The organism is Leptothoe spongobia TAU-MAC 1115 (assembly GCF_018739885.1).
GTDB lineage: Bacteria > Cyanobacteriota > Cyanobacteriia > Phormidesmidales > Phormidesmidaceae > Leptothoe > Leptothoe spongobia.
Window position 1 is genome coordinate 38,271 of record NZ_JADOES010000004.1, and the last position, 17,625, is coordinate 55,895.

General features: G+C 48.6%; 17 protein-coding genes and 1 riboswitch. Of the genes, 11 read left to right on the top strand and 6 right to left on the bottom strand.

Annotation, left to right across the window (positions count from 1 at the left end; translation table 11 throughout):
• The first annotated feature begins 10 nt into the window (after window positions 1-10).
• Entirely contained in the window at window positions 11-2,497 is a 2,487-nt protein-coding gene (locus IXB50_RS03065) for an AAA-like domain-containing protein (RefSeq protein WP_215607468.1), read from the top strand.
• 221 nt (window positions 2,498-2,718) lie between these two features.
• Here the strand turns inward: IXB50_RS03065 and IXB50_RS03070 are convergent, their stop codons facing one another.
• From IXB50_RS03070 to IXB50_RS03085, 4 genes are all read right to left on the bottom strand, one after another.
• The gene (locus tag IXB50_RS03070; RefSeq protein ID WP_215607469.1) at window positions 2,719-3,111 is read right to left on the bottom strand and encodes a hypothetical protein; all 393 of its coding nucleotides are present in this window, start codon (window positions 3,109-3,111) and stop codon (window positions 2,719-2,721) included.
• A 15-nt stretch (window positions 3,112-3,126) separates the two neighbouring features.
• Window positions 3,127-3,507 (bottom strand): hypothetical protein, encoded by a 381-nt coding sequence (locus IXB50_RS03075; protein WP_215607470.1) that lies wholly within the window; start codon window positions 3,505-3,507, stop codon window positions 3,127-3,129.
• A 73-nt stretch (window positions 3,508-3,580) separates the two neighbouring features.
• The gene (locus IXB50_RS03080; protein ID WP_215607471.1) at window positions 3,581-4,168 is read right to left on the bottom strand and encodes a hypothetical protein; all 588 of its coding nucleotides are present in this window, start codon (window positions 4,166-4,168) and stop codon (window positions 3,581-3,583) included.
• Window positions 4,169-4,464: 296 nt separating this feature from the next.
• Window positions 4,465-4,755 carry a hypothetical protein gene (locus IXB50_RS03085; protein WP_215607472.1) on the bottom strand — a complete coding sequence of 97 codons (291 nt, stop codon included), beginning with the start codon at window positions 4,753-4,755 and terminating at the stop codon, window positions 4,465-4,467.
• 300 nt (window positions 4,756-5,055) lie between these two features.
• On the opposite strand from IXB50_RS03085, the gene IXB50_RS03090 reads away from it, so the two are divergent.
• The 3 genes from IXB50_RS03090 to IXB50_RS03100 all read left to right on the top strand — a co-directional run bounded on the left by IXB50_RS03090 (window position 5,056) and on the right by IXB50_RS03100 (window position 8,362).
• Window positions 5,056-6,375 (top strand): AAA family ATPase, encoded by a 1,320-nt coding sequence (locus tag IXB50_RS03090; RefSeq protein WP_215607473.1) that lies wholly within the window; start codon window positions 5,056-5,058, stop codon window positions 6,373-6,375.
• A 410-nt stretch (window positions 6,376-6,785) separates the two neighbouring features.
• Window positions 6,786-7,871 (top strand): tyrosine-type recombinase/integrase, encoded by a 1,086-nt coding sequence (locus IXB50_RS03095; protein WP_215607474.1) that lies wholly within the window; start codon window positions 6,786-6,788, stop codon window positions 7,869-7,871.
• 80 nt (window positions 7,872-7,951) lie between these two features.
• Window positions 7,952-8,362, top strand: coding sequence for an NUDIX hydrolase (locus IXB50_RS03100; protein ID WP_215607475.1), 411 nt, complete (start codon window positions 7,952-7,954; stop codon window positions 8,360-8,362).
• Between the two features lie 181 nt (window positions 8,363-8,543).
• Here the strand turns inward: IXB50_RS03100 and gcvT are convergent, their stop codons facing one another.
• Window positions 8,544-9,620 (bottom strand): glycine cleavage system aminomethyltransferase GcvT, encoded by a 1,077-nt coding sequence (gene gcvT / locus IXB50_RS03105; protein WP_215607476.1) that lies wholly within the window; start codon window positions 9,618-9,620, stop codon window positions 8,544-8,546.
• 369 nt (window positions 9,621-9,989) lie between these two features.
• On the opposite strand from gcvT, the gene IXB50_RS03110 reads away from it, so the two are divergent.
• Window positions 9,990-10,772, top strand: coding sequence for a hypothetical protein (locus tag IXB50_RS03110; protein ID WP_215607477.1), 783 nt, complete (start codon window positions 9,990-9,992; stop codon window positions 10,770-10,772).
• Between the two features lie 80 nt (window positions 10,773-10,852).
• On the opposite strand, the gene queG is transcribed toward IXB50_RS03110, so the two are convergent.
• Entirely contained in the window at window positions 10,853-11,800 is a 948-nt protein-coding gene (gene queG / locus IXB50_RS03115; RefSeq protein WP_215607614.1) for a tRNA epoxyqueuosine(34) reductase QueG, read from the bottom strand.
• A gap of 257 nt (window positions 11,801-12,057) precedes the next feature.
• Window positions 12,058-12,171: riboswitch (guanidine-I (ykkC/yxkD leader) on the top strand.
• A gap of 157 nt (window positions 12,172-12,328) precedes the next feature.
• Here queG and IXB50_RS03120 point away from each other — a divergent pair.
• From IXB50_RS03120 to IXB50_RS03145, 6 genes are all read left to right on the top strand, one after another.
• The gene (locus IXB50_RS03120; RefSeq protein WP_215607478.1) at window positions 12,329-13,504 is read left to right on the top strand and encodes an agmatinase family protein; all 1,176 of its coding nucleotides are present in this window, start codon (window positions 12,329-12,331) and stop codon (window positions 13,502-13,504) included.
• Window positions 13,505-13,571: 67 nt separating this feature from the next.
• Window positions 13,572-13,925, top strand: a complete 354-nt coding sequence (hypA, locus tag IXB50_RS03125) for a hydrogenase maturation nickel metallochaperone HypA (protein ID WP_215607615.1) — start codon at window positions 13,572-13,574, stop codon at window positions 13,923-13,925.
• Window positions 13,926-14,006: 81 nt separating this feature from the next.
• Window positions 14,007-14,702: a hydrogenase nickel incorporation protein HypB gene (gene hypB / locus IXB50_RS03130; RefSeq protein WP_215607479.1), complete on the top strand. Its 696-nt coding sequence runs from the start codon at window positions 14,007-14,009 to the stop codon at window positions 14,700-14,702.
• A 76-nt stretch (window positions 14,703-14,778) separates the two neighbouring features.
• Window positions 14,779-15,828, top strand: coding sequence for an ABC transporter substrate-binding protein (locus IXB50_RS03135; RefSeq protein ID WP_215607480.1), 1,050 nt, complete (start codon window positions 14,779-14,781; stop codon window positions 15,826-15,828).
• Between the two features lie 67 nt (window positions 15,829-15,895).
• A complete protein-coding gene (locus IXB50_RS03140; RefSeq protein ID WP_215607481.1) occupies window positions 15,896-16,741 on the top strand; it encodes an ABC transporter permease in 846 nt (281 codons plus the stop codon).
• Between the two features lie 5 nt (window positions 16,742-16,746).
• Window positions 16,747-17,523, top strand: a complete 777-nt coding sequence (locus IXB50_RS03145) for an ABC transporter ATP-binding protein (protein ID WP_215607482.1) — start codon at window positions 16,747-16,749, stop codon at window positions 17,521-17,523.
• Window positions 17,524-17,625 lie beyond the last annotated feature (102 nt).

Below are 17,625 nucleotides of genomic sequence, written 5' to 3' on the forward strand. Positions count from 1 at the left end.
CAATAGTTCTATGAATACGCCGAATCCTGGTTTTTATACAGTTGGTGGCCCTGTACAAGCGGGGAGTGGGGTCTATGTGCCCCGCAAAGCTGATAAGGAACTGTTGGCCCTGTGCAAAGAAGGGACATTTGCCTATGTGCTGACGGCGCGGCAGATGGGTAAATCCAGCCTGATGGTACGCACGGCACAGCAGCTGGCGGATGATGGCATTGTGTCAGTGATTGTTGACCTGCAGGGGTCGGGGAAGCTGGTGTCGGTGGACCAGTGGTATCTGAACTTTTTAGTGTCGTTAGAAGAGGCACTGGACGAGCAGGATATTGAACTGGATACCCAGGTGCGAAAGTGGTGGCAGGAGAACCAGGATCTGGGGCCATCGAAGCGGTTTTCGGTGTTTATAGAGCAGGTGCTGCTGGCGGAGGTGACGGCACCGATTGTTATTTTTGTAGATGAGATTGATACCACCTTGGGCATCGACTTTACCGACGACTTTTTTGTCGCGATTCGGTACTTTGCGGTGTCGCGGGCAGTGAAGCCAATATTTAAGCGGTTGTCGTTTGTGTTAATTGGGGTGGCAACACCGGGGGGACTAATCCGCGATCGGCAACGGACGCCATTTAATGTAGGGCAACGGGTGGACCTGACGGACTTTACCCTGACTGAAGCTTGGCCTTTGGCTAAGGGGTTGGGTTTGCCTCAGTTAGAGGCAGAGAAAGTGATGGAATGGGTGATGGGGTGGACGGGGGGACATCCTTATCTAACGCAACAGCTATGTCGGGCTTTGGCGGAAAAAAATGAAGATGAGCATCAGGGACAGGCCTGGACAAAGAGAGCCGTGGATGACGCGGTTGCCGCTACATTTTTTGGGGCAATGGCGGAGCGGGACAACAACCTGCAGTTTGTGCGGGGGATGTTAACGGAGAGTGATCATGAGATCTACGACGTACTGACAGCCTATCGAGATGTATGGGCGGAACGGCAACCGGTAGTAGATGATGAGCAATCACCGATCAAGTCTCATTTAAAGCTGTCGGGAGTGGTGAAACGAGAGGCAAAGAAAAACCTGCGAGTGCGCAATGAGATTTATAAGCGGGTGTTTGATGGGACGTGGGTGAGGGATAACCTGCCCGTGAACTGGCGGAAGCGGATACGACAGTTGCAGGGGACGATTGCCGCGAGTTTGTTAGTGATAGGAGGGTTGTCGGGGTTAACAGCCTGGGCTTTATGGGAAAAGGCTAATGCTCAGGCAATTTCAGAAGAGTTAGCGAAAGAAAAACAAACATTAGAGCAAAAAAGAGAGATATCTTCAAGAACGGCACAAAGAGCCGCAATTTCTTTAGTTGAGGCGATCTTACAAAAAGAAATTGCAGAAGAACAACGGGATACTGCGAATACTGCTAAGAAGACAGCAGAAAAGCAGCGTCAGGAAGCAGAAACTGCCCGCAAACAATCCGAAGAGGCAAAAGTAACTGAAGCAGAACAACGGCAATTAGCAGAACAACGTCAGCAAGAGGCGGAGCAGGCTAAGCAGGCAGAAACGGTGGCACGGGAAGCAGAAACAGTTGCTCGAAAGAATTCAGAACAGCGGCGAGTGGAGGCAGAGGTAGCAACACAGGTTGCGAAAGAACAAGGGCAGATAGCATTGGCCCGTCAGCTTGCAGCTCAAGCTGGTTGGGTGAGGCAACAGCGCTTAGATCTGTCTCCCCAGAGTCTGTTGCTGGCAACAGAATCAATGAAACGGCTACAGAAACTGCCCACATTTACATCGGATGCAAATCAGGTTTTACATGGTTTGAAACTATTACCGCCTGAGAAATCATCGATCGCCCATGAGGGGTATGTCGAGGACGTGCGTTTTAGCCCCAATGGCCGTTATGTGGCGACGGGCAGTAGGGACAACACGGCGCGAGTGTGGGACATCGAGCGGAATGTGGAGGTGGCCCGCATCGCCCATGAGGGGTATGTCGAGGACGTGCGTTTTAGCCCCAATGGCCGTTATGTGGCGACGGGCAGTAGTGACAACACGGCGCGAGTGTGGGACATCGAGCGGAATGTGGAGGTGGCCCGCATCGCCCATGAGGGGTATGTCTATGACGTGCGTTTTAGCCCCAATGGCCGTTATGTGGCGACGGGCAGTAGTGACAACACGGCGCGAGTGTGGGACATCGAGCGGAATGTGGAGGTGGCCCGAATGGTTCACGCGGATCCCGTTAGACAGATATGGTTTCACCCTAGCGGAGAGTATTTGTTGACCCGTAGTGGGGATATTGCTGAGGTATGGTTACTAAAACCTGAGAGTCTAATAGCAGAGGCGTGTAGTCGTTTAACGCGTAATCTAACGGTTCAAGAGTGGGAGCGTTTTATTGGAAAGGATGAGCCCTATACAAAAACTTGTGAAAATCTTGACTATCCAAAAGATCATATGTCACATAACAATCTGTCAAACCTCTCTCACTGGATTGCTGCCCGTGTGGATGATGTGGTGGGTATGGTTCGATAGCTCAACGCCCCAAGTACACCTGGGGCGTTGAGCCGTTGCGAGTGCTAATACTAGAGAAAACAATGGTTTCACGGTTCACCCCTAATGAGAGAATGAGGGGTTTTAGGTATGCCAGTTGACCACTTCACTCCATTTTTCATCCAAACTTAAAAAATCCCCAGTTGTTGTTTGCAACTGGGGAAAATCCATAGAAGATAGTTAGTCTAGCCACAGACTACTCATCAAAACTTGAGACCTTTAATCACTCCTAAACTTTGAAGGTTTTCCAAGCGCTTACAGGCTGCTCTAATGCACTTGAGATCCATCGCTTCAGCCAGTTTCCCAATAGTTGTTAGCGCGTAAACAGAGCCAGTCTGCAAAGGCAACAACAACTCATAAGCCTTTTGTTGACCAGGTGATAAATTCCAAGGATAGTCAGTATCAACAGAAATACTGCACGCCTCAACGCCCGCTATCCCCTCAAAATTATCACCCCCATTGAAAACCAACACAATACGGCTGAGTTCTTCATCAACCTCCTGATGGTCTTTGAGAAATTCAGGCGTGTAACCGCTATCATGCTCTAGATAAAGTGATAGGTTTTCCTGACAATTTTCAATGTGGATTTCAGTCATGGCTAGTCTTAGTAACTACCACTTAGGCCAAAACCTAAGCGCTGTTTGCTCTGATGCTTCATCATCGACGGCATAATCATAGCCCTCTGTATCATCGTCCTCGTCGTCTGCTGGCCCTCCCTCCTGGTCCCCTTGCCATTCTATATCCTCTTGCTCATCAACATCACGTTGAGCCCACCAACGATGCTCACTGTGATCACGCCTGAGGAAATCTTGCAATGACTCTTCACCTACATAGTCTTTATTGCGAGCTAAATCAGCATTACGCAAAGCTTGACGTATTTGATTAGAGCCCTTGGTCGGGATTGTAAAAACGATCTGATCGCCATTATCGTTGCTAACTTCAAATGTGGTAGTGTCTGGTTCTTGAGGCTGGAACCAATCAAATAAACCCATGTGTTATTCAACTCCTGAGTCGCCTAATGATTAGCCAGTGGTATCTCCACCGGAGTAGTGCGGATGTCCGAAATTACGACTCCAGCCGTTTTTGTTGAAATCTGTTGTAAACCTCAACCTCTGCTTGAGCTTCGATTTTGAATCGAGCAGCGCCACGTTGAGCACCATTAAGGCGAAATCGAGCCACCTCTGCTTCTGAGAAGTTAGACTCAGCCTGCTTAAGACTATCCATAAACTCATCAAGATCGGCTAAGTCTTGCTGTAAGGCAATCTCAGCAGATGAGTTTTGATTAGATAACGTAGCCAGTACTCCACCGACTTCATCAGGCATTAATTCCCCTTCAATGACTCCAGCGGTTTCCCATTCATGGGAATAGCGGCTTTTTGCATCGGTCACCCATATTTCACGCTCGTGGGTGTTGATGCTGCGAAACTCTCCCAGGAGTGTTCTCGCTAATTCGGTATAGCCTGCCTCGGTCTTGAGTAATGGCTCGGGAGCTACTTTAGAGACCCATTTAAACCAACGGGTTCTAAGGTTTGATGAACTGGTGCCGAATTCTGTTGCTAGCTGTTTAGCTGTGTAGTGCGCTCCGGTGCGCTCCACTGCGCTCTGAGTGCGCGGCGTGTTGATCTCTGAAATGCGCTTTATTTGTTCGCTCAATGTTCTATCCTTTATGATTCAAGGGTTTTGACTGCGCTATCGTTTGTTTTGTTGTTGCGCTGTTAGTGCGCTCTAATATGCGCTACTATTTCGCTGATGGCCACGACAAAGCCATCACGATCAACTGCAAGGGTTTGATCGTTTATCATTGATCTGTCTGGTTTTGAGAGTTACTTGGAACTAGATATGTTTGGCGGTTGGGTTAGGGGTTCAATTCTTGCCCAACTGCCTGCTGCGAATATGTCACCTCCTCCCATAGACGAAATGTATTGCCGAATAAAGTCTTTGAAACGGAGCTAGTCACCGCTTTTTTTATTGTTGTAATCTTCCAAGAAATCAAGCACATCGCTTGAAAGCATCGATTTGGGGAGGTCCGACCACCTTTTACCAAAGTGCTCTTCTAACCAAAGATCGATACTCACAATCTCTTCAGCAGTGAAACTGGGTTCTTTGCCTTTTGTCACTGCCCTCCAAACTTTGTCTGGAGAACAATTCCATGCGCGGGCTAACCCTCTTTGGGTGTAACCCATTGATTTCATAAATTGTTCGATCACATTTGGACATTGATTATCTTCCTCTTTGGACATAATATATCACTGTTGCCGCAAATTGCGTCGCAATTTGCGGCATTTGATTGACAACCACACGGGGTAGGCGGTCAAACTTCCCCCGTGTGGCCATTTTGCCACCGTTCACATGTTGTGCGGTGCATAAAAAAGCGGCCCCTACCGTATAGCTAGGGCCGCTAGTTCATGTAATTACTTTGAGCGATGAATGAATCACCCTATCCGTATTATTACATATTCCTCAGTGTTCGTCCACGCAGAAATGACCTGCTGGCAATGGTTTGAGCGATATTGATGCGTACACAAAACTGAGAAATAGCAATGCACAAAGACATAATTGACTCGATCCGGGCCGACCGAGATCGACAGCTTCTAGATGACACGCTAGGTGTAGTGGTCGGGGCAAAGTTCAAGGATGCAGCCTTAGCACAAATAGCGTCTGCTCATATGTTACCGCTGGATATCGTGCGTGCGATCGCCAACGACCTACTCCAGACCTCCACCGGGGAAAACCTCGATGATGAAGAATTTAACGCAGCGGTCAAGCAGGTCAAATGGATCGAGGAAAACATCACTGACGAGGGGCTCAGACTGTGGAAGCTGCAGGCCCTGGCCAAACGCTATCACCGGACCAGTGCCCAGCTGACCGAAGCATACACCAAGGCACTGATCAATCAAATGCCTATTGAACCCTTATCCATCAAGGACTTCAGAGAAAAGCATCGAACTAGAACAAAGTGGCTTATACCTGGCTGGATTCCTTCCAGCACCACACTATTGATCCATGGTGATGGAGGAGCCGGTAAATCCCTATTTACCTATCAAATCTTTGAAGCGGTAGTCAACACAGGCATTTGGAACGGGTACCCCATCGACGTGGGGCCAGGTCTACTAGTCCAGACTGACGAACCGGGACGGGTTACCGCTGAGCGGATGGACATTAGAGCTATTCCGGATAATGCCCCCATGGACATATTGAGTGATTGGACCGCATCGGGGCTTCCTCAGTTGGCTAAGTACATCGAGATTCAGGAACCTAAGCTAGTGGTGATTGACTCACTATCGACCATCAATAAAGACTCGATCTGCTCTGAAAAGGACACCGAGTACGCAAGACCATTACTCCACTTGAGAGATATAGCCGAGCGATTTAACACAGCGGTGATTGTCATTCACCACAGTAACGCTAGCGGTGGCGTTCGAGGGACTACAGCCATCAAGAATAGTGTCTCAGAAGTCTGGGCATTGAAGAATGAAAGCCCCCATAGACGTATTCTCAATGTAGAGAAAACTAGATTAGGCAAACCCCCTGGGAAATATGCGTTTGAGTTCGATGATAGTGACTTTACATTTCATCTATTGGGTGATCAGACTTCTGATGGAGAAATCGAAAATAACTCTGGCCAAGAAGAGAGAATTCGCCTATGGCTGAATGAAGATGATCGAGTAGGGATCCCATGGTCAACAACTGAAATCGCTGAGTTTGTGGCTATTCCAGAAAGTAGCTGTAGACGAGTCGTTAGAGAACTATGGGCGACGGGTCGAATTAGTCGCGATCGCTTCAATGGCAACCGCTATTACTCTTACTATGCTGGCCACCTGCGGGACTTCGTGGAGCAGCAAAGTCTATGTGACAGTTAACAAAACTCAATCTGATCAACTGATCAAAGGGGGCAGACCCATGATCAGTTTGACGATCAGTTTTGAATGAATTGTCAGATAAAGGTTTCAGGATGAAGTGATCAACTGATCATCAAAATCGCCAAAAATTGACTAATGCGAAAGTGCCATACCCTTGATCAGTTGATCACTTAAATTGATCCAGATCACAATCATCGTCTGAAACCATTCAAAAATCGTTCAGAAAATTCTAAATAACAGACATGGCGAACTGATCAACAAACTGATCACGAGCTGATCATCAACTGATCATGCTGTTTGTTATTGAGAATGCTTAACAAACAGCAATAAAGCGAGGGTGGTTTTCCACAGGTGTACTATATGCCAATTTCGGAGTGAGCAAAAAACGCCACAAAAAAGGCTCAGTTGCTGTGCATAATCGCAACGGTATGCTAAGGCTGCGATGGACCTACCAGGGACGCGGCTACTCGTTGGCAGTGGGTCTGCCCGATATCCCCATTAATCGGGCAGCTGCAGAAGCGAAAGCGGCACAAATTCAGATAGACATTGCCTTAGAAAAATTCGACACCACACTTAACCGCTATCGCTTCAATCCTGAGACCGGGCAGCTAACGGGTGATCTGTTTGAAGATTTCACTCAATGGAAAGTAGATAATGGTGAAATTGCCGAACACACTGCCAGCAACCAATATAAAACCCGTCGAAACTATCTCAGGCGTTTTGGTTCTATATCTAGCGTTGCTGATGCTGAGCGCTTTTGTGTGATGCTGCAAAAGCGCATGGTACGACATATCTACAACAACTGCCTTTTTACCTATAAAAAATTTTCTCAGTGGGCTGTCAAGTATAGTTACACCACCCAAGACTACTTTAAAGATATTTCTCCTCTGAAAACTTTAGCTAAGCAAAAAATAAAGCGTAAACCATTTACTACAGCTGAAGTCAAGCGAATATTAGAGGTTTTTCAAACAACAGAATATCTAAGCCACTATTTTGATTTTGTTCTTTTTCTCTTTTGCACTGGCACAAGACCTAGTGAAGCTGTTGGATTGCGGTGGGCATCAGTAGATTTAGATGCCCAGACGGTAACGATTGAAGAGGTCATTGTTAGACATGGCGGTCATGGTAAAGCTATTAGAAAAGGGACAAAGAACGGCATAGTTCGATCCATTGGGTTATCGGATCGAGCGCTGACTATGCTAAAAAATCGCCATGGGGATATTAAGCCTAATGATCTGGTTTTTACTGCCCCGAGAGGAGGAATTATTAATGCTGCATCGTTTGCGAGACGCTATTGGGGCAAAGCGCTACAGCAAGCCGAGGTCTCTCATCGGCCACTGTACACAACTCGCCACACGCTGATCAGTCATGGTATCGAGGACGAGAATTGGACCGTAGCCCAGGCTGCTGACGTGGCAGGGGATTCAGTCGCTACGGTGGCAAAACACTACATCCACCAGATCAACCCCCCATCGATGCCCGATTTTGACCAATAGCGGACGTAATCTGTACGTTATCTATTGTCCAGCTTATGAAAAACCCTTGTATGATAGGGGTTACAGCCCCGAAAAATCGTATGTCTCAAGCCATCATCCATGTTGTTGCCTATGCCGTTGTTGATCAGCAACAATTACTGACTGTTCGGAAAAAAAACACCCATAAGTTTATGTTTCCAGGCGGTAAGTTTGAGCCTGGGGAGAATGCTGAAATGGCGATTCGGCGAGAGGTTAAGGAGGAGCTAAATTGTGATATTGACCTCAATACATTTAAGCGCCTAGGAAAATTTGTGACGACTGCGGCCAATGAGGCAAATACGCAGCTGGTAGCAACGGTTTTCCAGGGTGGACTGATGGGTGCGCCTGTGGCATCTAGTGAAATTGAAGAACTGCGGTGGGTGCCGATTATGGCGGAGGCGTATGATGTGGAGCTGGCACCGTTGTTGACAGAGTGTGTATTGCCGCAGTTGAGGGCAGCGATTGGTTCTTGAGGGAAAGAGCTGAGACCGTTGAGGGGCTTAGCGATAAGTGGTTTTGCGAAGGGGAACCGTCAGGGAGGTGTGTGGATAACTGGCGCAAGTGGCCGAAGACCCCTCCGTTGGTTCCCCTTCGCAAGGGGAACCGCTGTTATGCCACTTTATGTGACAGTCTGATAGATGTGTATCCCATCCCCTAAGCACCTGCCTTATAAAACGGTCGCTTCACCACCGTTGCCGGTACCGTCTTCTGACGAATTTGCACATCTACCACAGTCCCCACCTTCGCCAGCCCAACCGGCACATAGGCCAGAGCCACCGGATATCCCAACGTAGGCGACAAAGTACCACTGGTGACAATACCCACAGATTCATCACCCTGCACAATCGGGTAATCATGACGAGCAATATTGCGACCCTCTAGCTGTAGACCCACCAATCGACGAGCAACCCCCTCAGCCTTCTGCTTAGCCAGCATATCCCGACCAATAAACTCTGACACCTTATCCAGATGCACTAACCAACTCAGACCACCCTCTAGCGGAGTCGTCTCATCATTAATATCCTGACCATAGAGCGCCATCGCCGCTTCCAGCCGCAGAGTATCCCTGGCCCCTAGACCACAAGGTTCAGCACCATGGTCTTGCAGCGCTTTCCAGATAGCGGGAGCATCGTCAATGCCGACCATGACTTCAAAGCCATCTTCGCCGGTATAGCCTGTACGAGCAAGAAACGCCTTGTGGCCCAGCACCTGACCATGGGCATGGTTATAACGACGAATGGCACTGAGATCGATATCTGTAATCAGCTGTAGAGTTACGACAGCCTTGGGACCCTGTACCGCTATGAGTGCCTGGCTTTGGGAGTTATCCTGCAGGTCTATGCCAGATAGATGGTCGAGGAGCCAAGTCTTATCTTTATCAGTGGTGGCAGCATTCACAATCAGACTGACCCGCTCCCCTTCATCATAGATAATCAGGTCATCGATAATACCGCCCTGAGGATTTAACAACACGGTGTATTGAGCTTTACCAGGAGAAAGCTTGCCGAGGTCAGAGGGCACTAGCTGCTGCAGTGCGCCCAACACGTTATCCCCAGTCAGAATAAATTTTCCCATGTGGGAAATATCAAACATACCTACCGATGTGCGGACGGCGGCATGCTCCTGCTTGATACCGCTAAACTGCACGGGCATTTCCCACCCGGCAAAACCGGTCATGCGGGCTTTGTCTTGAACACACAAATCATAAAGCGGGGTACGAAGCAGACTCATGGTAGACGGGCAGGAAGCTAGACAGCATAGATAATCCTACTCTCTTGGCTGCCCCGGTTAAACCATTGATGTGATATTGAGGATCAGCAATGCTAAATCAGGGTATCAACTTAATGCGGGGCGTTTTCTGGAAGATAGTAGTTGGTAGTTAGTTGAAACCTGTAGTTTCTCCCACGGTAAAACGACCGTCCAGGACGTGGACAAGGTTTATTTATTTATATCCACAAGAAAATAGCAATGGATTCGTGATGCCTTAATCTATGGATTGTTAATCATGTTGTTTGGTTGAAGTCGACTTCGCTGAAATTGATTGACTAGAATCAACCGGGAAAACTGGGGGCTCTCAGGGTTAAGGGATTGTGACTGTTTATGCCATCTACATACTATTCTTCTTGGTTGACCCAGCAGCTTCAGACTTTTATTAATCGTCAGCGCCAGCCTATGCCGCAGCCATCTTATCGCTTTGTTCTATTTGGTACAGAGTTTAGTGGTGGACGCATGGTGATTGATTTGCTGCGTCGTGTAGCGGATGCTCGCTATGGTCCTCTACCGTCCACATGGAATGTAGAGTCACTTCTAAAGCAACGTCATTTTTTCCCGCTCCGACATATTCAGCGTCATGGGGGAGACTGCTCAGACTATCTCTTTGGTTTCAAGCTATCGGCAGTGGATCTGATGAACACCCATGGGATGAATGAACCCCATCGGTTTATGGAGTTGCTGTATGAGCAAGGGTATAAGCTGATTTATTTGCAGCGTCGTGACTTGATGCGGCATGCGATCGCAATTCTCAAAGCTCAACAGCCCAACGGTCAGCCCAACAGTCGCCATATCGATCCCCAGGAATTGGTCACCACTATCAAACGGCTAGATGACCAGCGCATTGCCGAAGCGACCATCATTGCCCAGGTGCCTCACCTAAAAATTACCTATGAAACGGATCTCATTGATCCCAATGTCCACAATGTGACGGCTCAGCGACTGTGTCGCTTTTTATCCCTACAGCCAAGACAGCAGACTCAATATTCTATGAAGCTAGTGCACCAACGGATTTCAGACCTGGTCACTAACTACGATGAAATATGTGCCATCTTAGAGCACTCGGACTATGCCTATGTATTGACTGAGGCATCTGCCAAGTTAGTGATTTAGCAAACAGAATTCCTAATACGACATCCTGACTGATAGCACCCGATATCGAAGGGCACCCACCAGGGGATGCCCCTATAAAATTATCCATTTTCAATCGGGGTTGAGGAATTCGGATTTGGTATAATCCCTGATCCCTTTACTGCTGAGGCATTGCGTCGCCACATAGCCGGTTTGATCCGTCTGAGGGCGGATGCAGGAAAACGCTGATTCCAGTCTGCTTCACTGAGGTTGGCCAAGTCCTCTAGCTGAGGAGCCACATTGTCTGGATAGGGGGCAAACTCAGCTACATCAGTGGGTTGAGCAAAGCGTTGGTTCCAGGGGCAGACATCCTGACAGATGTCACAGCCTGCAACCCAATTATCGAGGTGATTGGCTATTTGGGGCGGGAGGACGGGGTCGCGATTTTCGATGGTGTGGTAAGCAATGCAGCGACTGGCATCGACAACACCAGGGGCTCGAATTGCGTTGGTAGGGCAGGCGTCAAGACAGCGGGTGCAGGTGCCGCAGTGGTGAGTGTGGGGTTGCGATGATGAGAGGACTACATTGGTCAGAATCTCTCCCAAAAATACCCAAGAACCATAGTCACGGGTAATCAAATTGCCATTTTTAGCGACCCAACCCAGGCCTGCCTCCTGAGCCCAAAATTTATCCTGGACAGGACCTGTATCAGCATAGTATCGAGCGATCATGTCCTCGCCCTGGGTCTGCAGCCAGAGGGCTAGCTGCTTTAGTTTTTTGTGCATCACCCGATGGTAGTCACGACCCCAGCCATAACGGGCAATTTTTCCGTACTCAGCTCCCCCAGGCCGCTGATCTGGGGTGTAATAGTTTAACGCGACACAAATAATCGAGCGCACCTCGGGCATGACGCGGCGAATGTCCTGACGCTTAGGATTTGCCATCCAGGCCATATCTGCTTGGTATCCCTGGTCCAGCCATTGCTGTAACCGAGTTTGCATAACCCGCTCTGGGTCTGTGACCTCAGCAGGCACCGCCACAATGCCAAACCGGTGAAAGCCAACGGCCATGGCCTGTTGTTCTAGCTGCTGACGGAGTGAGTTGTTAACTGGTTGGGAATCTGACACTGCATAACGACCCGCATAATCTTTAGGTTATTTTCTGATATTCACCCTCCTGGGTTTGAATTATGTTGAGAGAATGTAACCTTTGATGAATTCCCTAATTTACTATTTTTATTGGAAATAATACGTCACATTTTAATGAGGGTTTTGGTAACAACAGATACTCCTTTGGGGGTGACAAGATTGAATACTAAGGCAACCAACAGATAGGTTTCTAGGGTTCCGATTTAATGTCCTGGGCTGGCTCAGCGTTAAATGGCTGGACCGAGAGAAACCGCCAGTTTTCTGGTACACGGCGGGATAAAAGCCCGGGAGAAATCATGCGGCAGACGTTGTCTGCTAAGGATTCTCTCGGGCTTTTGATTTTTCACCCTCTGGTGATTTTCACCCTCTGGTGATTTTTCACCCTCTGGTGATTTTTCACCCTCTGGTGATTTTTTACCCTCCGGCCTTTTGCCCCTCCGCATAGACATCATGAGTGATACCCCTACTTTTCGTAGTCCAGTTGACTCGGAAGCCAATCGTGCCCTTGAACGTGAGGCTCAGCTACCCTTTACGGGCTGGCAACAGGAAGTCTCCCAGGGGTTAGAGTATGGTTTAGAGGCTGCTGATAGTATTCGCGATCGCACTATTCCCACCTTCTCTCGCGGTGAGCTGCCCCACTATGCCGGGATTAACACCTTTCTCAAAGCTCCCTATATAGAAGATGTTCGTAAAGTTGGAGAATACGATGTCGCCATTGTCGGTGTTCCCCACGATTCTGGCACCACATATCGCCCCGGTACTCGATTTGGTCCCCAGGGAATCCGGCGAATTTCTGCCCTTTACACGCCCTACAACTTTGAGATGGGTATCGATCTGCGAGAACAGATTACCCTCTGCGACGTAGGCGATATTTTCACCATTCCAGCCAACAACGAGAAATCTTTTGACCAAATCTCAAAAGGGGTTGCCCACATTTTTAGTTCCGGTGCATTTCCTATCATCCTGGGGGGTGACCATTCCATTGGATTTCCGACTGTACGAGGTGTTTGTCGCCATCTAGGCGACAAAAAAGTCGGTATCATCCACTTTGATCGCCATGTCGATACCCAGGAAACGGACCTCGATGAGCGCATGCACACCTGTCCCTGGTTTCATGCCACCAACATGAAAAATGCTCCTGCTAAAAACTTGGTGCAGCTGGGCATTGGGGGGTGGCAGGTACCGCGTCAGGGGGTAAAAGTTTGTCGGGAGCGAGCGACTAACATTCTCACAGTGACCGATATTACCGAGATGGGTCTGGATGCTGCCGCTGATTTTGCTCTAGAACGCGCCCTTGATGGCACCGATTGTGTCTACGTCAGTTTTGATATTGACTGCATCGATGCCGGATTTGTCCCTGGTACTGGCTGGCCAGAGCCCGGTGGTCTCTTGCCCCGCGAAGCCTTAGCTCTACTGGGCAAGATCATTCGTAAGGCCCCCGTCTGCGGCCTAGAAATCGTCGAAGTATCACCTCCCTACGATGTCAGCGATATGACGTCCCTCATGGCCACCCGTGTGATCTGCGATGCCATGGCGCACCTGGTCCAGTCGGGCCAGCTACCGCGCACCACCCCCGACTATATTCATGCCGAAGCCAATATGGATGTCGGCAGCGGCTGGCAATAATTCACACCGCCTGTAGGGGCGTTGAATGCAACGCCCCTACCCCAATGCCCATTACCATTGCCTGCCCATGCACGAAACCGACATGACCAAGGCCTTGATTGTCACCATCCAGGACTGGTGGGATGCCCAACCAGAACGTCCCACCATCGAAAAAGTTCATCTGGTGGTTGGGGCCTTTACCTGTGTAGAACCTGCCAGCCTTCAGTTTGCCTTTGATGTCCAGACCCAGGGCACCTTTCTCGATGGGTCTCAGCTGGTCATTAAGGATATCCCCCTGGTGGCCCACTGCCATACCTGCCGCCGTGATTATCGTCCCGAGTATGGCAGTCAATATGCTTGTCCCACCTGTAACAGTCCCATGGAAGATATTCGTTCTGGTCGAGAACTAAAAATTGATCGCCTCGAATGCGTTGCCGTCTGAGATAACGCATTTTGTAGAGGCGTTCCATGGAACGCCTCTACAAAAAATCTATTAACCATTGCCCATTATCCTTTTATCCCTATGCACCAAACCTTTGATGCCGCCCTCGAAATGAACTTGCTCCATGCCAATCAGCGAGGGGCAGACCATAATCGTGCCCACTTTGATGAGTGGGGTATTACCTGTGTGAACCTGATGAGTAGCCCCGGCGCAGGTAAAACTCAGCTTCTAGAATCTACGCTTGAGGGATTAAAAAATCTCAAAATCGCTGTGATTGAAGGTGATATGACCACCGAATTGGATGCGGATCGACTGCGTCAACACGGTGTTCCAGTCATTGCGATCAATACCGGTCGTTCCTGTCATTTAGATTCAAAAATGGTAGCGGGTGGGCTTCATCAGCTGCAGCATGATTACGATCCAGCCAGTCTAGATCTAGTGGTTGTCGAGAATGTGGGTAACTTGGTATGTCCTGCCGAATTTGAGGTGGGAGAGCATATCAAAGTGGCTCTGCTCAGTGTCACTGAAGGCGAAGACAAACCGCTGAAATATCCGGTGATGTTCCGAGAAGCAGATTGTTTGTTGATTACAAAAACAGATTTGACTCCCTATTTAGATGTGAATCTAGACCAGATTGAGGCCAATATTAGACAGATTAATCCTAATGTCACCATCTTTCGCGTGTCTGCCAAAACCGGCGATGGCCTGGAGAGCTGGCTTGAATGGCTCCAACAAACGATGACCCATCAGGCAAACCGTTTACAACTCACAGTATGACAACTTGAGATCTTGCATAAAAGCGAGACAACTACAAACTCCCGATAGCTTGCTAACTAATGTAATGAGGTGAACGATGCAACGAAACCGTTTTTTATCTACATGTTTAGCGTTCTTTTTTGGCGTGGTAGTTGCTGTGGGCTGCGCTGGTAATGCTCCAGAAACAAGCTCTGAGCCGACCAATACATCAGAGGTTGCTGCAGTCGACGGTGCTCCTTTAGTCATTGGCTACAGTAGCTGGCCAGGCTGGTTGCCATGGGCCATTGCCGAGGAAAAAGGGCTGTTTGAAGCCAATGGTGCCAATGTAGAACTTAAGTGGTTTGATGGCTATCTAGCTTCCATGGAAGCCCTGGCAGCTGGACAACTGGATGGTAATTGTCAAACTCTAAATGACACGATTTCATTCGCGGCAGATGCGGTCAATGGCGAGGTCGCTGTTTTGGTCAACGACAACTCTGCCGGGAATGACAAAGTTATTGTTGCAGAAGGCATCAACAGTCTCGAAGATTTGAAGGGTAAGACGGTGGCGTTAGAAGAGGGTGTGGTAGATGACTTTATGCTGACCCAGGCTTTAGAAGATGCGGGTATGTCTCGTTCTGATATCACCATCAAGAATTTAGAAACGGGGGCGGCGGCAGCAGCGTTTGCCTCTGGTCAGGCTGACGGATTTGCTGGATGGCCCCCTTTCTGGAGTATTGCGTTGGAGCGGGAAGGCAGTAAAGAACTGTTATCGTCTAAAGAGTATCCAGGCGCAATTCCTGATCTGTTAGTAGTCACCCAGAAGGTGATTGATGAGCAGCCTGACCAAGTACAGGCTATGGTCAATACGTGGTTTGCCACTCTTGACTATATTGCTAAAAATCCTGAGGAGTCAAACAAGATTATGGCCTCTCGTGCTGGGGTATCGGCTGAGGAATATAAGGCCTTTGAAGCAGGTACTCGTATCTTTACGATAGAAGAGAATCTGGAGGCATTTAGCGAGGGTAACACCATGAAGCACATGCCTTTTGCGGCGCAAAAAATGAATGACTTTATGGTGGATGTAGGCTTTATCGAAGCCGGACCTGAAGATTTAGGGGCTATTTTGGATGACAGCTTTGTTAAAGCCTATGCGGAAAGCTCTTAGATAGATTCGATGCTAGGGGCGCACAACCGTGCGCCCCTAGTTGTTTTTTACAGATGGTTTTAAGAAAATGATCCAGGCCTCTGAACCATTGAAAGATGAGTTTGAGCCAACGCCTAAAAGCTTACAGCCTACGGTGTTTTGGCGTATTGCTGAAGATATTCCAGATGGTCTCAACTGGTTACTAATTGCAGTCTCAATCATCGTTCCACTAACAGTCTGGTGGATACTGTCAAACTATACCAATATTAATCCTAAGTTTTTACCCAGTCCCCAAGATGTGATGGGGGCATTTCAACGATTATGGGAGAAAGGGTTTATCACCCAAGACATTCTGGCTAGCTTTGGACGGGTAACGATTGGGTTTACCCTGGCGGCGATTGTATCGATTCCCTTAGGTATCAGCATGGGGGCCTTTGCCAGTATACGTGCCGTCATGGAGCCCATTACTAGCATTTTGCGGTATATGCCCGCCCCAGCATTTATCCCACTGCTGATCATCTATTTGGGTTTAAATGAAGAACCCAAAATCGCTCTTATTTTTATCGGCACCGTGTTTTTTAACATCCTTATGATTATGGATGCCGTAAAGTTTGTCCCCAAGGATTTGATTGAGACTACATACACCCTGGGAGGACAGCGCTGGCAGGTGCTGATGTCGGTGATTACACCCTATATTGTTCCAAGTATTATCGACACCTTTCGCATAAATGTTGCCGTGTCTTGGAACCTGGTGGTAATTGCAGAGCTAGTCGCTGCAGACGAAGGATTGGGCAAACGTATTTTGCTAGCTCAGCGCTTTTTCAAAACCGATGAGATATTTGCCTGTCTGATTATATTAGGGATAATTGGGTTTGCCCTAGATTTAATCTTTCGTTGGGTGCTCAAGACCAGTTGTAAGTGGGCGTTTGATTAGTTGTTATGCATCTTAAAATCTCTAAGCTATACAAACAATTTCCAACGAAACAAGGCCTATTACTGGCACTTAAGGACATCAATATGCATGTCGAAACGGGGGAACTGGTATGTGCGGTGGGGGCCTCTGGCTCGGGTAAGTCAACGCTGCTGCGGTTGATTGCCGGGCTGGATATACCGACAGGGGGCGAGATTACTGTCGACTATGAGCCGGTGAAGGGGCCAGGGGCCGATCGGGGCATGGTGTTTCAGAAGTATACGCTTTACCCTTGGATGACGGTGCAGCGCAATGTGGAGTTTGGCCTCAAGCTCCAGGGAATGCCTAAGAAACAGCGTCGGGAGCGGGCTAGTTACTATCTAGATGTGGTGGGTCTGACCAACTTTGCCAAGTCACTACCGAAGGAACTGTCGGGTGGGATGAAGCAGCGGGTTGCGATCGCACGTGCTCTGGCCTGCCAGCCCAAAATCCTGCTCATGGATGAACCCTTTGGCGCACTGGATGTACAAACCAAAGAAGCCATGCAGTTATTTTTATTAGATCTTTGGAAGCGCACTCGCTGCACCATCTTAATGATTACCCACGATGTGGAAGAGGCCGTTTTCCTATCCCAACGGGTATATGTGATGACGGCTCGACCCGGCACAATCCAGCGAGAGATTATCGTTGACCTGCCAGAGGAACGCACCTACGCAGTCAAGCGAGAAAGCAAGTTTCAAACCTACAAATACGAAATCACTGACCTGTTGCGAGGAAAGCAAGATCTAAAACTTATGACTGTTTAGCCTTGGTCACCATGGCGCTGGCATACCAACCCCCAAAACTCCCTACTAGCAAGACAAAAATAAGCTCCTTAAGCAATGGTAAAGCTAGAAAAAATGTCATAG

Excerpts from the sequence above, each read along its gene's own strand:
- IXB50_RS03065 (WP_215607468.1), top strand. The coding sequence starts at position 11 with ATGAATACGCCGAATCCTGGTTTTTATACAGTTGGTGGCCCTGTACAA.
- IXB50_RS03070 (WP_215607469.1), bottom strand. The coding sequence starts at position 3,111 with ATGACTGAAATCCACATTGAAAATTGTCAGGAAAACCTATCACTTTAT.
- IXB50_RS03075 (WP_215607470.1), bottom strand. The coding sequence starts at position 3,507 with ATGGGTTTATTTGATTGGTTCCAGCCTCAAGAACCAGACACTACCACA.
- IXB50_RS03085 (WP_215607472.1), bottom strand. The coding sequence starts at position 4,755 with ATGTCCAAAGAGGAAGATAATCAATGTCCAAATGTGATCGAACAATTT.
- IXB50_RS03090 (WP_215607473.1), top strand. The coding sequence starts at position 5,056 with ATGCACAAAGACATAATTGACTCGATCCGGGCCGACCGAGATCGACAG.
- IXB50_RS03100 (WP_215607475.1), top strand. The coding sequence starts at position 7,952 with ATGTCTCAAGCCATCATCCATGTTGTTGCCTATGCCGTTGTTGATCAG.
- gcvT (WP_215607476.1), bottom strand. The coding sequence starts at position 9,620 with ATGAGTCTGCTTCGTACCCCGCTTTATGATTTGTGTGTTCAAGACAAA.
- IXB50_RS03110 (WP_215607477.1), top strand. The coding sequence starts at position 9,990 with ATGCCATCTACATACTATTCTTCTTGGTTGACCCAGCAGCTTCAGACT.
- queG (WP_215607614.1), bottom strand. The coding sequence starts at position 11,800 with ATGGCCGTTGGCTTTCACCGGTTTGGCATTGTGGCGGTGCCTGCTGAG.
- IXB50_RS03120 (WP_215607478.1), top strand. The coding sequence starts at position 12,329 with ATGAGTGATACCCCTACTTTTCGTAGTCCAGTTGACTCGGAAGCCAAT.
- hypA (WP_215607615.1), top strand. The coding sequence starts at position 13,572 with ATGCACGAAACCGACATGACCAAGGCCTTGATTGTCACCATCCAGGAC.
- hypB (WP_215607479.1), top strand. The coding sequence starts at position 14,007 with ATGCACCAAACCTTTGATGCCGCCCTCGAAATGAACTTGCTCCATGCC.
- IXB50_RS03135 (WP_215607480.1), top strand. The coding sequence starts at position 14,779 with ATGCAACGAAACCGTTTTTTATCTACATGTTTAGCGTTCTTTTTTGGC.
- IXB50_RS03140 (WP_215607481.1), top strand. The coding sequence starts at position 15,896 with ATGATCCAGGCCTCTGAACCATTGAAAGATGAGTTTGAGCCAACGCCT.
- IXB50_RS03145 (WP_215607482.1), top strand. The coding sequence starts at position 16,747 with ATGCATCTTAAAATCTCTAAGCTATACAAACAATTTCCAACGAAACAA.